This window comes from Vibrio palustris (assembly GCF_024346995.1).
Lineage (GTDB): Bacteria > Pseudomonadota > Gammaproteobacteria > Enterobacterales > Vibrionaceae > Vibrio > Vibrio palustris.
The window spans coordinates 492,179-508,740 of sequence record NZ_AP024887.1; the positions used below are offsets into that span (position 1 = coordinate 492,179).

Below are 16,562 nucleotides of genomic sequence, written 5' to 3' on the forward strand. Positions count from 1 at the left end.
TTATTCTTCGTGGGCTGGGAATAGTACTTGATCAACTAAGTCACACAGGCAATGTAATGTCAGCATATGTACCTCATGGATACGGGCGGTTCGCTGCGATGGAATACGTATTTCCACATCATTTTCACCCAATAACCCAGCCATTTCACCGCCATCTTTTCCTGTTAGCGCAATAATGGTCATATCACGAGTTACTGCGGCTTCCATTGCCTTGATGATGTTTTTACTGTTACCACTGGTTGAGATCGCCAGTAAAATATCACCTTGTTGGCCAAGAGCTCGGACTTGCTTGGAAAAGACTTCTTGATAAGCGTAGTCGTTGGCGACGGCAGTTAATGACGTGGCGTCTGATGCCATAGCTAACGCTGGAAGGCTCGGGCGCTCAGTTTCAAAACGGTTGAGTAAGCATGAGGTAAACTGCTGAGCGTTAGCCGAAGAACCACCGTTTCCACAGCATAATATTTTATTGCCATTAAGCAGCGTAGTGACCATCGCTTGTGAGGCATGCATTATCGCGTCTGGTAGTGCTTCAGCCGCGGCAATTTGAATTTGTATACTTTCTTTAAAGCTGTCTTTAATGCTATCTAGCATTGTTTATCCTTCCGTTATTGCGTTCTTTATCCATTCGATATGGTGTCCAGAATTATGGATAGCAACTATATCAAATCGGAAGTCAGTTGTATGAATATTCAGGTGCTGATGTTTCATCCATACATTAGCTGTACGAATGAGAAAGCGTTGTTTCGTGCGAGTAACCATTTCAGCAGCATGACCATGTTGCTGATTTTTTCGATATTTGACTTCAACGAAAACTAGGGTGCCATTATCGTTCATTATGAGATCAAGTTCACCACCTCGTATTGAAAAATTCTTTTCAATTAAAATGAGCCCTTGGCGGCCGAGGTACTCGGCTGCCAATTGCTCATAGTGTTCACCGGTTTTACGTCGATTACTCGAAAACATACTTAATGTTTAGCCCAACTGATTTCACGATGTACTAAGCATCGATCATCAATACTCAACACGCCAGTTTGACCGTTAATAGTATAACCCTGCACAATTTTCATTTGTGGTAATTCCATCATTAAGCGGTAGGCATCCATCCCTAGAGCTTGTAAGCGGCGTTCACCATTTGAGTCTTGTGGCCATAGTTTCTCCATCTGATGTTTAATTGATACATCTGGATGAATCAACAAAGGGATATCGCTGTATGTCACTCCCGACATATCTTCATACTGTTTGCTTGCTCCGTTACTGGTTGAGTTAGCAAATAGGCGAGGTGGCTTTGTATCTGGATTAATCGCGACATCAATGAAAGGTTTTATCAGTGTTAGCTCTGAGCTTTTTGTCACAATGTACACGGCATCAATATCGCGACGACTACGTGGCTGAGTTTTTAAATTCAGGTTGGTGAGTTGTTCAATTTGAGCAATGTTCTGTTGACTGTTTTGCAAACCAAACACGGCGTTAATATTACGCTGTAATTGGCTTTTATCACCAAACAAGCGAGAAGCAACATGGTGCTCGCTGTATTTTTTCCACTCTTTCGAAAAAGCGTCAACTACACGTTGACCATAAGCCCCTTTCGGCGCAAGGATGAGTGGGTAATGATAACCCGCACTGAAAATATGCTTAGCCGCTTGAGCGACTTCTTGTTCTGGAGAGAGGTTAAGATAGCAAGTATCATAACCTTCTTGCACATGCTCAGGAATGTTTAACGCCAATGTATGAATAGGCTGGTCGCTATCTTCTTGCGCTTCTTGCAGCTTTTCTACCTTACTTTTCTCTAGGGGGCCGACGATGAAGTCGATGTTTTTCTGATGCAATGTGGTGTTAATGTCTTCAATAGAGTGTTTATTCGTATCGATAACCGTAAAGTTAGTGTCTTCTTTGCGTGTTTCATCATTCATCAAGGATAAAATAAAACCGTCGCGAATCAGCTTTGCTTGATTTGCGTATTTACCACTTAAAGGCAGCAAAAGCGCGATATTTTCTGGACGGCTAATGTTCATAGCCAAAATATCTTTAATATCTTTTGGGGTATTTAGTGCCGCTGGGTGTTGTGGGTTTTCTTTTAGCCAATGCTTGAGGGTATTTTGCAATTGCGGTAAATCACTTCCCAACGTTTTCATATAAATCGCGAGTTGTAACCAACCATCTAAGGTCCCTTCATCCGTATTCGGTGATAAGGTCGTAATGGATTTTGCGTTAAATGTATTGAGTTTTTGCCAAATCTTTTCTGAGATTTCACCCCATTGATTTTGCGGTAGAAAATCATATAGCTTAACCAGTTGACGGCTCGATTCAAATGGTTGGTCGAGGTGGTTATAAACCGTTGATTTGAGGCGGTAATAATGGATCCACTGTGCATCGACGAGTGACCAATCAGATTTGAACTCTAACTGTTCCAGGGCTTGCGGGTATTGGCCTATGCTGATCAATAATTGAGCTTTGGCCAGTTGCCATTCTGCTTTTTGTTTATCTGACAGTGTTTGTTTGGATAAACGCTTGCTCAATAGTTGAGCTTGTTGAGTACTATTTGCAGAGTTAGCGGCTTTCATCGCCATTATCAACAAATCGTTTTGCAGACTGCCTTGAGTGGTATCTGCTTGCATGATATAGGTTTGTGCCGTCTCGCTTGGCTGGCTCGCAATATTAACAGAATTAGGTGCTGATGGCGTGATTGAACAAGCCGATAGCATCATTGCTAATGCAACAGGAGTGAGTAAGCGTGGTACACTGAGTCTCTGATGGTTTTTCATAGCCATGAGTTCTTATATTAATCCGTATAAAATTGTCTTTATAATAATCGCTGAAGTGATGGTAAACAAATGACTGATAACAAAACCTTGGACGTTCCAACGTTATATATAGTTCCCACGCCAATTGGTAACCTTGGTGATATAACTCAACGAGCTTTAGATGTACTTTCAAGTGTAGATGTTATCGCCGCTGAAGATACACGCCATACTGGCCGATTGCTCTCTCACTTCAACATTCAAACGAAGACGTTTGCGCTTCATGATCACAATGAACAGCACAAAGCTCAAGCATTAGTTGATAAATTATTATCAGGATTATCGATTGCTCTTGTCTCTGATGCAGGAACACCATTGATTAGTGATCCAGGTTATCATTTAGTCACACAATGTCGTCAGGCCGGTGTTAAAGTTACGCCACTTCCTGGTGCATGTGCGGTTATTACTGCGCTCAGCGCTTCCGGCTTACCTTCTGACCGCTTTAGCTTTGAGGGATTTTTCCCTGCAAAAAGTAAAGGTCGTAAAGATAAGTTAATGGAAATCGCACAAGTTGAGCGTACGTGTATTTTCTACGAGTCTCCACACCGTATCACGGATTCGCTCCAAGATATGCTCGAGATTCTTGGCCCTGAACGTGAAGTGGTGTTAGCTCGCGAGCTTACTAAGACGTTTGAAACCATTCAAGGTATGCCACTTGGTGAATTGATTGAGTGGGTTGAGGCTGATACGAACCGTAAGCGTGGAGAAATGGTGCTTTTAGTGCATGGGCAACGTGAAAAGAAAGCAGAAGCTTTACCTGAAGAGGCGCTGCGCACATTGGGTATTTTAACCAAAGAACTGCCACTGAAGCGTGCCGCGGCGGCAACAGCAGAAATTTATAATTTGAAGAAAAATGCGCTGTATAAATGGGGATTAGAGAATCTAGATTAAGGTGTGTTGTTATTTTGCACATTTATCGATGAATTTACCGATTTTCCTTATTCTTGGTGGACACTAAGAAGGGTTATCGATATTATGCGCGCTCGGAGTTGGCCAGGGTAATCGCTGCCTTATTGATGTCCCTTGACTTAGTGTTGGGGAGACTGATGAGGGGGAGGAAAGTCCGGGCTCCATAGAGCAGGGTGCCAGGTAATGCCTGGGGAGCGTGAGCTCACGACAAGTGCAGCAGAGAGAATACCGCCGATGGCCTATTTTATAGTGCACAGGTAAGGGTGAAAGGGTGCGGTAAGAGCGCACCGTGCGTCTGGTAACAGTGCGTAGCAAGGTAAACTCCACCCGGAGCAAGACCAAATAGGCTTCCACATAGCGCGGCTCGCGTTTGGAGGCGGGTAGGTTGCTTGAGCCAGTGAGTGATTGCTGGCCTAGAGGAATGGTTACCACCGTGTAAACGGTACAGAACCCGGCTTATGTGGCCAACTCCACCCAATTGAAACCCATCATGGCTCTTGAGTTATGATGGGTTTTTTGCTTTATATTGACTCAACCGATACGAAAAGCTTTAAACTTAGTGCCCCATCACGCCCATATCTGGGTAATGAGTAGCGGTAGTGTCGGAAATAGGTACACTAATTAAGACAATACACCGCCGAGCAGGCGTAATGAGATGACTATGACTGAATCTTTCCAACACATATCTGTGCTACTCAATGAATCCATTGATGGGTTAGCAATTAAACCCGATGGAACCTACATCGATGGAACGTTTGGACGAGGTGGTCACAGTCGAACTATCTTGTCCAAATTAGGTCCAAATGGTCGTTTGTTTAGCATTGACCGTGATCCACAGGCCATCGCTGAAGCACAAAAAATTGATGATCCACGTTTTACCATTGTTCATGGTCCGTTTTCAGCTATTGCCGAATACGCAGTTGATTACGATCTCGTTGGCAAAGTGGATGGCGTCTTGTTTGACTTAGGTGTGTCGTCACCTCAACTTGATGATGCGGAGCGCGGCTTTAGCTTTATGAAAGATGGCCCGTTAGACATGCGTATGGATCCAACATCAGGGATGCCAGTATCAGAATGGATCGCCAAAGCGGATCTTGACGATATTACTTGGGTCATCCGTCAGTTTGGTGAAGATAAGCATGCACGTCGTATTGCGCGTGGCATCGTTGAGTATCGTGATAATGAAGCCAATGAACCATTGTTACGCACGGGGCAATTAGCCAAGCTTATTTCAGATGTCGCCCCTAAAAATTATAAAGAAAAGAAACATCCAGCGACGCGTTCGTTCCAAGCATTCCGTATTTACATTAATAGCGAGCTGGAAGAAATTGATAAAGCCCTGCAAGGAGCCATGAGTATTTTGGCGCCAGAAGGTCGCTTGTCGGTTATCAGTTTCCATTCATTAGAAGATCGCATGGTTAAACGTTTCATGCGTAAAGAAAGTCAGGGCCCTCAAGTGCCACCTGGAATTCCTATGACGGAAGACCAGATCAAAGCGCTAGGAAGTGCTAATCTTAAAACCATTGGAAAAGCAATCAAGCCGAGTGAAGCTGAAGTTGATATAAACACACGCTCGCGTAGCTCAGTATTAAGGATTGCAGAGAAACTTTAACGGTCACTATGTCTCAGCCATCTCCTAAACTTGCCAAAATTATTTTATTCGACCTGCTTAAGGTAGGTCGTATTCCTCTGATTCTCATGGCTTTGATTTTTGCCAGTGCGATGGGGGTTGTTCTTACTACGCATGACACTCGTCAATCCGTCTCTCGTCTAAATCAGGTGCAAAGTGAGCGCTTTCATCTCGATAATGAATGGCGCAATCTTATCATTGAAGAAACAGCCTTGGCTGAGCATAGCCGTGTTCAGGAAATTGCAGAAGAGCAGTTACACATGCAGCGTCCTGATGCGGACAAAGAAGTAGTGATTAATCTGAAATGAAAAAACCATTCAAGAGTAAAAAACCGCAAGCCCCAAATACCAAAAAACGTCAGAAAGACACCGCCTACGATCCTTTATTCATACGCTGGCGTTTTTATTTAATTCTCGGATTCGTTTTTGTCGCGTTTGCTATTTTGGTGATCCGCGCTGCCTATATACAAGTGATTGAACCTGACAATCTTATCCACCAAAGCGATTTGCGTACTGTCCGAGCGAAAACCATTCACTCAGAGCGCGGTATGATCACCGATCGAAGTGGTGAAGCGCTTGCCGTCAGTGTCCCTGTCGATGCGGTGTGGGCCGATCCTGCCACTATTATAAAAAAAGGCAGTTTAAAAGAAAAAGATCGCTGGTATGCACTGGCTGATGTCTTGAATTTGGATCGCCAAGGCTTGATTAAGCGGATTAAATCTCATAAAAAGCGTCGCTTTATTTATTTACAACGCCAAGTCAACTCGGCGATGGCTAATTACATTCGCGAGCTTAAGCTGCCGGGAGTGGGGCTAAAATCCGAATCTCGCCGCTACTATCCAGCGGGTGAAGTGAGCGCTCATGTTGTTGGTGTGACCGGAATTGACGGCCATGGCCTGGAAGGGATTGAACGCAGTTACGATAAATGGCTCACTGGCGAAGCGGGTAAACAAATTATTCGCAAAGATCGCTATGGCAATGTGGTTGAGAATATTTCTTTAGATAAGAGCCAAGCGGGTAAACCACTGAAGTTAACGATTGATCAGCGTTTACAAGCCATTGCGTTTCGCGCGGTTAAACAAGCTATGGCGGATTATCGCGCCACCTCCGCTTCTGCCGTTTTAATTGATGTAAAAACCGGTAACGTTTTGGCAATGGTCAATGCGCCGTCTTATAACCCGAATAATCGCTCTGATTATCAGAACTTTAAAATGCGCAACCGTGTCGTCACTGATGCATTTGAGCCTGGTTCAACCGTTAAGCCATTTGTGGTCTTAGCGTCTCTGGAAAATGGTACAGCCGATGAGCATACTATTATTGATGTTGGTAATGGCTCGATGCGCATTGGCGGAGCTCGTGTTCGTGACTCTGACCGGATTAAAGGCGGTAAAGCGTCATTGCAAATGATTTTGAAAAAATCCAGTAACGTCGGCGTTTCTAAGCTGTCATTGCGTATGCCGATTGAGGCGTTACTTGGCATGTATCGCTCGGTAGGGTTAGGTGAAACCTCAGGGCTGAATTTACCGGGTGAAAGCACTGGTATTTTCCCGAGCCGCCAACGTTGGTCTGATTTTGAGCGAGCGACTATTGCTTTCGGTTATGGGTTGTCGATAACCCCTATTCAGTTGGCACATGCATACGCGACCTTAGGTAATATGGGTAAATACCAACCTTTGCATTTGATAGAGAATCAAACCAGCCAGAATTTAGAGCATCAAGTTGCCAACCCTCACTATGTGCGTGAAGTTCTTAATATGCTAGAAACCGTGACGCAACCTGGAGGGACAGCCACCAAAGCGGCGGTACCAGGTTATCGTATTGCAGCCAAAACGGGGACATCTCGTAAAGCCGCCGCTGGTGGTTATAGCGATGAATACTTTGCTTATACGGCCGGAGTTGCGCCAGTGAGCAATCCACGTTTGTCATTAGTTGTGATGGTCAATGAGCCGCAAGGTGACTCGTATTATGGTGGCGCGGTTGCCGGCCCCGTGTTTGGTAAAATCATGAAAGGTGCATTGCAAATCCTCAATATTGCGCCGGATGAAAACAAATTTAAGAATGATAACAACGATTAATTATGAAAGAAGTCATAGAGAAATTAGGTAAGACACTTGGGGATTTATTGCATCCTTGGTGCTCTATCGCAACGCCAAGCATTGCGCAAATCCTGGTCACCGATTTACAACTGGATAGTCGTCGAGTTCAAGTCGCGAGTACCTTTGTTGCCATTGTTGGCCATGCCATTGATGGACGTGAGTTTATCCATAAAGCAATCGCGCAGGGAGCCAATGCGGTGATTGCTCAAGCCGATAATAGCCATTCACATGGTGAGATTAAGCATGTCGATGGCATCCCGATTGTGTATGTTGCAAACTTAGGCGAACACTTATCGTGGCTAGGGCGGCAGTTGTACGGTGCACATAAAAATCAAGCAATTGGCGTAACAGGGACGAATGGTAAAACGACTATTTCGCAACTGATTGCGCAGTGGCTGACATTACTAAAAACGCCTGCTGCGGTAATGGGAACCACTGGTAATGGGTTTCTAGATGCACTTGAACCGGCGATTAATACCACTGGTAATGCAATTGAAATTCAGCAAACACTAAGCCAATTGAGCCATCAAGGAGCGCAATACACCGCCTTAGAAGTATCCTCTCATGGTTTAGTGCAAGGTCGAGTCAAAGCGGTCGATTTTGTCGCGTGTGTTTTTTCCAATCTCAGTCGAGATCATTTGGATTATCACGGTACAATGGAAGACTATGCTGCGGCTAAAAAACAGTTATTTACTGAACATAAACGCGGCGCAGCCATTATTAATGTTGATGATGAAGTAGGCCGCTGTTGGGCGACGTCACTTGAGAATGTCATTGGTGTGTCGCTTTTCTCTCAGCCACAAACCGCGCGCGCAGTATGGGCTCAACAGGTTGAGTATGCTGACTCTGGAATTGTGATCCATTTTTCTGGTTCATGGGGAGAAGGCATATTGCATACGCCACTGATTGGTGAGTTTAACGCGTGTAATGTGTTGTTGGCATTCACGACATTGCTTTCTTTAGGGATTGATAAAGATTTATTAATGACTACGGCGCCTGCACTTCAAGCCGTGATTGGCCGGATGGAGTTATTCCACCGTGTAGGTCAAGCCAAAGTGGTGATCGATTATGCACATACACCTGATGCCTTAGAGAAGGCCTTATCGGCACTGCGCATTCATTGCCAAGGTCGTTTATGGGCGATTGTCGGTTGTGGCGGCGATCGCGATCGCGGCAAAAGACCGGTGATGGCTAGGGTGGCCGAGCAATTCGCTGATCAAGTCATTTTGACCGATGATAATCCACGGAGTGAATCACCAGATCAAATTATAGCGGATATGCAAGCTGGCTTAATGCATCCTCAACAATGCCAGATAGAACACAGCCGATTCGAGGCTTTATCTTTAGCGTTAGCAAGTTCAGCAAGCGACGATATTATTTTGCTCGCAGGTAAAGGCCACGAAGATTATCAAATTATCGGCGATAAGCGTGTACATTATTCTGATCGCGAATCAGCCCGAACGTTATTGGGGGGACACTCATGATTACGACTTCCTTACAAGATATCGCCCATGCCGTAAACGGACAACGCTATGGTGACAACTTAACCATTGAGTATGTATCAACCGATACGCGTGATATTAATGCACACACGTTATTTATTGCCTTAGTTGGTGATCGTTTTGACGCTCATGATTTTATCGAACAAGCGGCAGAAGCTGGGGCGGTGGCCGCGATGGTTTCGAAACCTTTAGAGTTCGATTTTCCGCATATCGTGGTTGCTGATACTCGTATTGCTTTGGGGCAATTAGCGACCTGGATCCATCAGCGTTCACAAACTCCAACCATTGGCATTACTGGTAGCTGTGGCAAAACCACGGTCAAAGAAATGGTCGCGAGCATCTTATCGTTACAAGGTCAGGTGTTGTTTACCGCCGGTAATTTCAATAATGATATAGGCGTACCGTTGACGTTATTGCGCTCAACCAAGGAAGATAAATTTGCTGTGATTGAGATGGGCGCTAATCATATTGGTGAAATTGCGTATACCACGCAGTTAGTCAATCCCGATGTCGCTTTAGTCAATAATGTTGCAGCTGCCCACCTTGAAGGCTTTGGTTCTATCGATGGTGTAAAACAAGCGAAAGGCGAAATTTATCAAGGGTTGTCTAATAACGGAACCGCATTGGTGAATCTCGATAGCTACAGTCAAAAATGGTATGAGACCGTTCTCGCGGGTAAAAACATTAAAACTTTTTCTATCCATGATCACAATGCTGACTTTTTTCCGAAAAATATCAGGCTTAATGACGAGGGGCAGGCAAGTTTTATCTTATGCTCACCGCAAGGTAATATTTCTGTCACGTTGGGCATGATTGGTCAGCATAACGTCGCCAATGCATTAGCCGCTGCCGCGTTATCCTTTGAAATGGGCGCGAGCTTAGATGATGTTGCGAAAGGTTTGGCAAGTTTACAACCAGTTAAAGGACGAGTCAGTGCTATCGAGTTATCAAAAACAGTGAAACTGATTGATGATAGCTATAATGCGAGCGTTCCTGCGATGAAAGCCGCCGTTGATTTATTAGGTAGCTTTACGACCACACGCTGGTTAATTTTAGGTAATATGGCCGAGTTAGGGCATGAAAGCCTTGCACTTCACCGACAAGTCGGTGAACATGCGAACCCATTTCAGTTTGAGCATGTTTTAACTTACGGTGATGACACCAAAGTCATCAGTGAAGTGTGTCAAGGTCGTCACTTTGCCACCCATGAAGACATGATTGAGTTTATTTTGCAGCAACTACAAAAAGAGCATAAATCCACCCATACTTTGCTGGTTAAAGGCGCGCTAAGTTCAGGGATGGGAAAGGTTGTTGCTGCACTTAAGGAGATATACACATGATTATTTGGCTTGCGGATTTGCTTCAGCCATATTTCTCGTTTTTTCGTTTATTTGAATACCTATCGTTTCGCGCGATTGTCAGTATTTTAACGGCATTAAGCCTTTCGCTGTGGATGGGACCTCGTCTTATTAAACGGTTACAGTTACTGCAAATCGGACAAGTTGTACGTAATGATGGGCCAGAATCACACTTTAGTAAGCGTGGTACGCCGACAATGGGCGGACTTATGATTCTGGGGTCAATTACCGTCACTGTTTTGCTGTGGGCCGACTTATCGAATCCTTACGTTTGGGCGGTATTAGGAGTGCTCATTGGTTATGGGATTATCGGATTCATCGATGACTATCGTAAAGTGGTGCGCAAGAATACTGATGGTTTGATTGCTCGCTGGAAATATTTTTGGCAGTCGGCAATCGCCTTGGTGGTGTCGTTCGCGCTTTACGCTTATGGCCAAGATACGGCAGTTACACAACTCGTTGTCCCATTTTTTAAAGATGTCATGCCTCAATTAGGCTTTATGTTCATCATTCTGAGTTATTTTGTGATTGTGGGCACCAGTAATGCGGTCAACTTAACGGATGGGTTAGATGGTTTAGCGATCATGCCTACAGTGCTAGTCGCGGCAGGTTTTGCTGTGATTGCATGGGCGACGGGCAATGTAAACTTTGCGGACTACTTACACATTCCTTATGTCGCGAATGCGTCGGAATTAGTGGTGGTATGTACGGCGATCGTTGGAGCAGGCCTAGGCTTTTTATGGTTTAACACCTATCCAGCACAAGTGTTCATGGGCGATGTGGGCTCATTGGCGCTTGGTGGAGCGTTAGGTACGATTGCGGTATTGGTACGCCAAGAATTTGTGTTGGTGATCATGGGGGGTGTGTTTGTGATTGAGACCTTATCGGTCATTTTGCAAGTCGGCTCGTATAAGTTGCGGGGGCAGCGTATTTTCCGTATGGCTCCTATCCATCATCACTATGAACTGAAAGGATGGCCTGAGCCGCGTGTTATCGTGCGTTTTTGGATTATCTCTATTGTATTAGTGTTAATTGGATTAGCGACGCTCAAAGTGCGCTAATTGGGTAGGGAGTAACAACAATGGATCATTGGCACAACATTGATAACGTTGTGGTGGTAGGGCTCGGTATTACCGGGCTCTCAGTCGTTAATTACTTGCAAAAATACCAACCTCAAGTCACGGTGCGAGTGATTGATACACGTGAAACTCCGCCGGGAATTGAACGTCTAGACCAAAGTATCGCGATACATACGGGTAGTTGGCAGCTTGAATGGCTATTAGAAGCCGATTTGGTCGTCACTAATCCGGGGATCGCGCTGGCAACCGCAGAGATTCAGCGTGTGTTAGATGCTAACATCCCCGTTGTTGGAGATGTTGAGTTGTTCGCTTGGCATGTGAATAAACCGGTAATTGCTATTACTGGCTCTAACGGCAAAAGTACAGTCACGGACTTAACCGGTGTGTTGGCCAATGCGAGCGGTATCAAAACGGCTGTCGGTGGTAATATCGGCGTGCCAGCCCTCGATTTATTGGAAGAAGAGGCGGACCTCTACGTATTAGAGTTATCTAGCTTTCAATTAGAAACTACCTATAATCTATCGTTAGTTGCAGGCGCTTTTTTAAACCTGTCAGAAGATCATATGGATCGTTATACGGGGATGGACGGTTATCGCCTGGCCAAGCAACGTATTTTTCAGCACGCCACGACTGGTGTTTATAACGCTGATGAGCCTGTGACTTATCCCGATATCACGTTAGAAAATACACTCAGTTTTGGTTTACGCCAATCAGCAGACTATACCTTAGCGAATTATGACGATGAGCCATATTTGTTTGCTCAAGGTTTGCCAATATTACCAGCAAGTCACTTGAGTTTGGTTGGTATGCATAATACTGCCAATGTTTTAACGGTATTCGCCTTGCTTGATGCGGCCAATGTCGATTATCAAGATTCGCTAGAGACGTTGAAGTCTTACACTGGACTGACACATCGATGTCAGCTTGTTGCGGATAATCATGGAATTAGTTGGGTTAATGATTCTAAAGCAACGAATGTGGCGAGCACTGAAGCGGCGTTATCTGGTTTGCACTTAAACGGAACGCTCTACCTGTTGGTAGGTGGCGTTGGTAAAGGTGCTGATTTCTCACCATTGGCGGCACATTTTGCAGCATTACCCCTAAAATTATGTTGTTTCGGGCGAGATGGAAAACAGTTTTTAGATTTACATCCATCCGCCGAATACTTTGATTCAATAGAGCACATTATCCAGTCAATCCGTCCACAATTAAAGCCGGGTGATATGGTGATGCTGTCTCCTGCTTGCGCGAGTTTTGACCAGTTCAAAAGTTTTATGCATCGTGGTGATGTATTTACGGCACTCGCCAAACACTACGCATAATGAATAGGTGATTTTTTGGTGTTATCCCAGCCCTTGCAAAAAAGTATTCAATGGTTAAAAACGCCATCACCTGAGGCCTTATTTGATAGGCAGCTCGTCTGGATTGCCCTCGGACTGATGTTGATTGGCCTTGTTATGGTGACCTCGGCGTCTTTCCCTATTAGTACGCGTTTAACGCATCAACCGTTTCATTTCATGGAGCGCCATGCGTTTTTCTTGTTTCTGTCGGTTTGTACCGCTTCTGTCGTCATGCGGGTTCCGATGGAAAAGTGGATGAAATTTAGCTCTCCGCTATTGGCACTATCGGCATTTTTGTTATTAGTGGTTTTGGTGGCTGGACACTCTGTTAACGGCGCTTCACGTTGGATCCCTCTGGGGTTGTTTAACTTACAACCTGCAGAGGTGGCGAAGTTGTCTTTGTTCATGTTCATGTCTGGTTACCTAGTACGTAAACAAGATGAGGTACGTGAAACCTTCTTTGGTGGCTTTATGAAGCCTATCATGGTATTTGGTACGCTGGCGGTATTACTCTTGTGTCAGCCCGACCTGGGTACGGTTGTTGTTATGCTGGTGACGTTATTTGGGATGTTATTTATCGCCGGTGCTAAGCTCACGCAATTTTTAGCGTTGATGGTGGCTGGGATTCTTGCCGTCGTTGGCTTGATTGCCGCGGAACCCTATCGAATTCGCCGTGTCACCTCGTTTATGGATCCATGGGAAGACCCGTTCGGGAGTGGCTATCAGTTAACGCAATCATTGATGGCTTTTGGCCGAGGTGAATGGTTTGGCCAAGGATTAGGTAATTCAGTACAGAAGCTTGAGTACTTACCAGAAGCGCATACCGACTTTGTGTTTGCCGTATTAGGCGAAGAACTTGGGTTTGTTGGCGTTGTTCTCGTGCTCATACTTATCTTTAGCTTGGTGCTGAAAGCGATTTTTATTGGTAAGAAAGCATTTGAACATGATGAATATTTTGGAGGCTATTTAGCGTTTGGTATTGGGATCTGGTTTGCTTTCCAAACACTCGTCAATGTCGGCGCGGCCGCCGGTATTGTGCCAACAAAAGGTCTGACGTTACCACTAATCAGTTATGGTGGTTCCAGTTTGATTGTCATGTCGGTGGCGGTTGCGATGTTATTACGCATTGACTACGAATGCCGAATTAAAGTCAGCCATCCAACAGAAGAAACAGTGAACAATGAAAACAAATAAACGATTAATGGTAATGGCTGGTGGTACTGGAGGACATGTTTTTCCAGGCTTGGCCGTTGCAAAGCAATTACAGCAGCAAGGATGGGAAATCCGCTGGCTGGGTACCGCGGATCGAATGGAAGCGGATTTAGTGCCTAAACATGGTATTGAGATTGATTTTATCCGCGTTAAAGGTTTAAGAGGCCAAGGGGTTCTTAAGTTACTAAAAGCGCCTTTTCAAATTGTTAATGCTATTTTGCAAGCTCGTCGCCATATGAAGCGTTGGCAGCCTGATGTGGTATTAGGCATGGGCGGCTATGTGAGTGGGCCCGGTGGTATCGCAGCGTGGTTGCTGGGTGTTCCGGTGGTACTACATGAACAAAATGCGGTCGCTGGGTTAACTAACCAATGGTTAGCAAAAATTGCGACCAAAGTGTTTCAAGCATTTGCGGGTGCCTTTAACGATGTACCGGTAGTCGGAAATCCAGTGCGTGGCGATGTGAGTCGCTTACCCGCTCCGCAAGAGCGTATGTCCGAAAGACAAGGACCGATTCGTATTTTGGTGATGGGGGGAAGCCAAGGCGCGCGTATCCTCAATCAAACCTTACCCCAAGTGCTAGAAAAATTGGATGGTGAAGCCTATGAAATTCATCATCAAGCGGGCAAAAACCAACATGAAGCCGTGATCAGTGCTTATCAAGAAGCCCATATTAGTAATGTGCAAGTTACTGAATTTATTGATGACGTTGCTAATGCGTATGCATGGGCTGATTTACTCGTATGCCGTTCTGGTGCTTTGACTGTCTCAGAAGTGTCAGCAGCGGGGGTTGCCGCTATTTTTGTCCCTTTTATGCATAAAGACCGTCAACAAGCGTTAAATGCTGATCATCTCGTTGAGTGTGGCGCTGCATTAATGATTGAGCAGCCCAATTTAACCGTGGCACTGATGGCAGAGACCATACACAATTTGGACCGCCCGACGCTGATGACGATGGGAATCAAAGCACGCTCTGCAGCGAAGCTTGATGCCGATAAAGTGGTCGCCGATGCGATTACTTCCCTGACTGAAGAATGAGAATACAATAATGACAATAAAACAGACGCCTGATTTAGCCCAAATTCGCGCCATGGTTCCTGAAATGCGCCGAGTGAAATGTATTCACTTTGTTGGCATTGGTGGTGCTGGTATGAGCGGTATTGCTGAAGTGTTGCTCAATGAAGGTTACCAAATCACGGGGTCCGATATTGCGGAAAATGCCGTTACGCAACGTTTATCTTCAAAGGGCGCGACTATTTTTATTGGCCATGTCGACACCAATATTGAACAAGCCAGTGTAATTGTCGTTTCTACGGCGATTAACGAAAGCAACCCTGAAGTCGCAGCGGCGCGCTCTAAACGTATCCCGATTGTTCGCCGTGCGGAAATGCTGGCTGAGTTAATGCGTTTTCGTCATGGTATTGCTGTGGCAGGAACCCATGGTAAAACCACGACCACCGCTCTGGTCACTCAAATTTATAATGAAGCCGGTTTGGATCCCACTTTTGTTAACGGCGGGTTGGTGAAAAGTACAGGTACGAATGCTCAGTTGGGATCCAGTCGTATTTTAATTGCAGAAGCAGATGAAAGCGACGCTTCGTTCTTGCATTTACAGCCGATGGTCACGATAGTAACCAATATTGAAGCCGATCATATGGATACTTATGGTGGTGACTTTTCAACATTGAAACAGACATTTGTCGATTTTATCCATAATCTTCCATTTTATGGACAAGCCATTATGTGTGTTGATGACCCCGTGATTCGTGAACTGATTCCTCGGGTGAGCCGTCAAGTGATTACCTATGGTTTTTCTGCCGACGCTGACGTCCGGATTGAAAACTATCGTCAGGAAGGACAGCAAGGTAAGTTTACCGTCGTACGCCAAGGTTGCGATAATTTAGATATTACGTTGAATATTCCTGGGCGTCATAATGCGTTGAACGCGTCAGCGGCCATTGCGGTTGCTAGCGAAGATGAGGTGTCAGACGACGCGATTTTACGTGCGATGGAAAGTACTCAAGGGACAGGCCGACGCTTTGATCAACTGGGCGTGTTTGATACTGGAAACGGACAAGCGATGCTCGTTGATGACTATGGTCATCATCCAACTGAAGTTGATGTCACTATCAAAGCGGCGCGAGCAGGCTGGACTGACAAACGTTTGGTTATGGTGTTTCAACCGCACCGTTATACCCGCACGCGTGATTTGTATGAAGATTTTGCCAACGTACTCGAACAAGTCGATGTATTACTAATCCTGGATGTGTATTCGGCGGGAGAAACTCCCATTGCAAATGCCGATAGTCGTTCTTTATGCCGGACTATTCGTACTCGAGGAAAGGTGGATCCGATTTTTGTTCCTGATATCGACACACTGCCATCTGTTTTAGCAAATGTCTTACAAGATGGTGACTTAGTCTTGACTCAGGGGGCTGGTGATATCGGCAAAGTAGCCAAAAAGCTCGCAACGCTAAAATTGAATGTAGAGAAGATGCAAAATAGTTAAAAATAACTGTATTTTTAACGAACTTGTTGTTGAAGTTGGTATTAATCGTTGATTTATACCTTTCAGGGTTTGATACTTTCAATGACCTCAGTATAATTCAAGGGTTACAGTTAATGCTTTTGCTTCTATTAT

At 45.0% G+C, this 16,562-nt stretch carries 14 protein-coding genes and 1 other RNA gene; 12 read left to right on the top strand and 3 right to left on the bottom strand.

Annotation, left to right across the window (positions count from 1 at the left end):
- The 3 genes from OCU30_RS02445 to OCU30_RS02455 are packed head-to-tail and all read right to left on the bottom strand — an operon-like array spanning window position 1 to window position 2,762.
- The gene (locus OCU30_RS02445) at window positions 1–591 is read right to left on the bottom strand and encodes a phosphoheptose isomerase (RefSeq protein ID WP_077311131.1); all 591 of its coding nucleotides are present in this window, start codon (window positions 589–591) and stop codon (window positions 1–3) included.
- Window positions 592–594: 3 nt separating this feature from the next.
- Window positions 595–963: a YraN family protein gene (locus OCU30_RS02450; protein WP_077311133.1), complete on the bottom strand. Its 369-nt coding sequence runs from the start codon at window positions 961–963 to the stop codon at window positions 595–597.
- Between the two features lie 2 nt (window positions 964–965).
- Complete coding sequence (locus tag OCU30_RS02455; protein WP_077311136.1) at window positions 966–2,762, bottom strand: penicillin-binding protein activator; 1,797 nt, start codon at window positions 2,760–2,762, stop codon at window positions 966–968.
- 69 nt (window positions 2,763–2,831) lie between these two features.
- Between OCU30_RS02455 and rsmI the strand changes: the two genes are divergently transcribed.
- The 12 genes from rsmI (at window position 2,832) to murC (ending at window position 16,430) form a co-directional block, all read left to right on the top strand.
- Window positions 2,832–3,689: a 16S rRNA (cytidine(1402)-2'-O)-methyltransferase gene (rsmI, locus tag OCU30_RS02460; RefSeq protein WP_077311139.1), complete on the top strand. Its 858-nt coding sequence runs from the start codon at window positions 2,832–2,834 to the stop codon at window positions 3,687–3,689.
- A 94-nt stretch (window positions 3,690–3,783) separates the two neighbouring features.
- An RNA gene (gene rnpB / locus OCU30_RS02465) (RNase P RNA component class A) lies at window positions 3,784–4,183 on the top strand.
- Between the two features lie 185 nt (window positions 4,184–4,368).
- Window positions 4,369–5,319 carry a 16S rRNA (cytosine(1402)-N(4))-methyltransferase RsmH gene (rsmH, locus tag OCU30_RS02470; RefSeq protein ID WP_077311142.1) on the top strand — a complete coding sequence of 317 codons (951 nt, stop codon included), beginning with the start codon at window positions 4,369–4,371 and terminating at the stop codon, window positions 5,317–5,319.
- 8 nt (window positions 5,320–5,327) lie between these two features.
- The gene (gene ftsL, locus OCU30_RS02475; RefSeq protein ID WP_077311145.1) at window positions 5,328–5,645 is read left to right on the top strand and encodes a cell division protein FtsL; all 318 of its coding nucleotides are present in this window, start codon (window positions 5,328–5,330) and stop codon (window positions 5,643–5,645) included.
- A complete protein-coding gene (locus OCU30_RS02480; protein ID WP_077311148.1) occupies window positions 5,642–7,411 on the top strand; it encodes a penicillin-binding transpeptidase domain-containing protein in 1,770 nt (589 codons plus the stop codon). The genes ftsL and OCU30_RS02480 overlap by 4 nt, the downstream gene beginning before the upstream one ends.
- Before the next feature lie 2 nt (window positions 7,412–7,413).
- Window positions 7,414–8,916, top strand: a complete 1,503-nt coding sequence (gene murE, locus OCU30_RS02485) for a UDP-N-acetylmuramoyl-L-alanyl-D-glutamate--2,6-diaminopimelate ligase (protein WP_077311151.1) — start codon at window positions 7,414–7,416, stop codon at window positions 8,914–8,916.
- On the top strand, window positions 8,913–10,274 hold the full coding sequence (locus OCU30_RS02490) for a UDP-N-acetylmuramoyl-tripeptide--D-alanyl-D-alanine ligase (protein WP_077311153.1): 1,362 nt from the start codon (window positions 8,913–8,915) through the stop codon (window positions 10,272–10,274). The genes murE and OCU30_RS02490 overlap by 4 nt, the downstream gene beginning before the upstream one ends.
- Entirely contained in the window at window positions 10,271–11,353 is a 1,083-nt protein-coding gene (gene mraY / locus OCU30_RS02495) for a phospho-N-acetylmuramoyl-pentapeptide-transferase (RefSeq protein WP_077311155.1), read from the top strand. The genes OCU30_RS02490 and mraY overlap by 4 nt, the downstream gene beginning before the upstream one ends.
- 20 nt (window positions 11,354–11,373) lie before the next feature.
- Complete coding sequence (gene murD / locus OCU30_RS02500) at window positions 11,374–12,693, top strand: UDP-N-acetylmuramoyl-L-alanine--D-glutamate ligase (protein WP_077311158.1); 1,320 nt, start codon at window positions 11,374–11,376, stop codon at window positions 12,691–12,693.
- Between the two features lie 15 nt (window positions 12,694–12,708).
- Complete coding sequence (ftsW, locus tag OCU30_RS02505) at window positions 12,709–13,905, top strand: cell division protein FtsW (protein WP_077311161.1); 1,197 nt, start codon at window positions 12,709–12,711, stop codon at window positions 13,903–13,905.
- On the top strand, window positions 13,892–14,959 hold the full coding sequence (gene murG, locus OCU30_RS02510) for an undecaprenyldiphospho-muramoylpentapeptide beta-N-acetylglucosaminyltransferase (protein WP_077311163.1): 1,068 nt from the start codon (window positions 13,892–13,894) through the stop codon (window positions 14,957–14,959). The genes ftsW and murG overlap by 14 nt, the downstream gene beginning before the upstream one ends.
- A gap of 10 nt (window positions 14,960–14,969) precedes the next feature.
- On the top strand, window positions 14,970–16,430 hold the full coding sequence (gene murC, locus OCU30_RS02515; RefSeq protein WP_077311166.1) for a UDP-N-acetylmuramate--L-alanine ligase: 1,461 nt from the start codon (window positions 14,970–14,972) through the stop codon (window positions 16,428–16,430).
- Window positions 16,431–16,562: the final 132 nt, after the last annotated feature.